The organism is Campylobacter sp. RM12647, from assembly GCF_020138135.1.
Classification (GTDB): domain Bacteria; phylum Campylobacterota; class Campylobacteria; order Campylobacterales; family Campylobacteraceae; genus Campylobacter_E.
Genome location: NZ_JACGAS010000065.1, coordinates 1 through 543 on the forward strand (window position 1 = coordinate 1; position 543 = coordinate 543).

Genomic DNA, 543 nt, shown 5'->3' on the forward strand with positions numbered 1-543 from the left:
TAAGATAACAATAATTCTACTTCTTAAGGGCCTATAGCTCAGCTGGTTAGAGTGCACCCCTGATAAGGGTGAGGTCACAAGTTCAAGTCTTGTTAGGCCCACCATTTTTATTCTTTTTATCTATCTTTTAAATTATTTTTTTAAATCTTTTTAATATATGTAGTTTTTAGTATTATTTTAGGTTTTACTTGTGTATTTATTTTAGATTAAAACTTATAAATAATATTTATATTTTTAATGATATTTGAATTTATTTAAAAATACTTATTTTTACTTATTTAGCTTGTAGTTATGTTTAAAGCTATTTTTATATAAATTATAATACTTATTAAAGTGGTGTGATATTTGATAGCATATATATTATCTTTTTAAAATAACTCTTATAGTAATAAGTAATTTAAATTATAAGTGATAATTATGTTTTTACTATTAAATAAAATATTAGTTGTATTTTTAAGAGTTAATATAATTAATGTTTTTATAAAGTATTTATAAGTTTTAAATTCTTTTAATAAAAATAGCTTTTTATGTTTAGTGATTATG

General features: G+C 19.0%; 1 tRNA gene. It reads left to right on the forward strand.

The annotated features are described in order from the left end of the window. Positions 1-27: 27 nt before the first annotated feature. Positions 28-104, forward strand: a tRNA-Ile gene (locus tag AVBRAN12647_RS09605). Positions 105-543 lie beyond the last annotated feature (439 nt).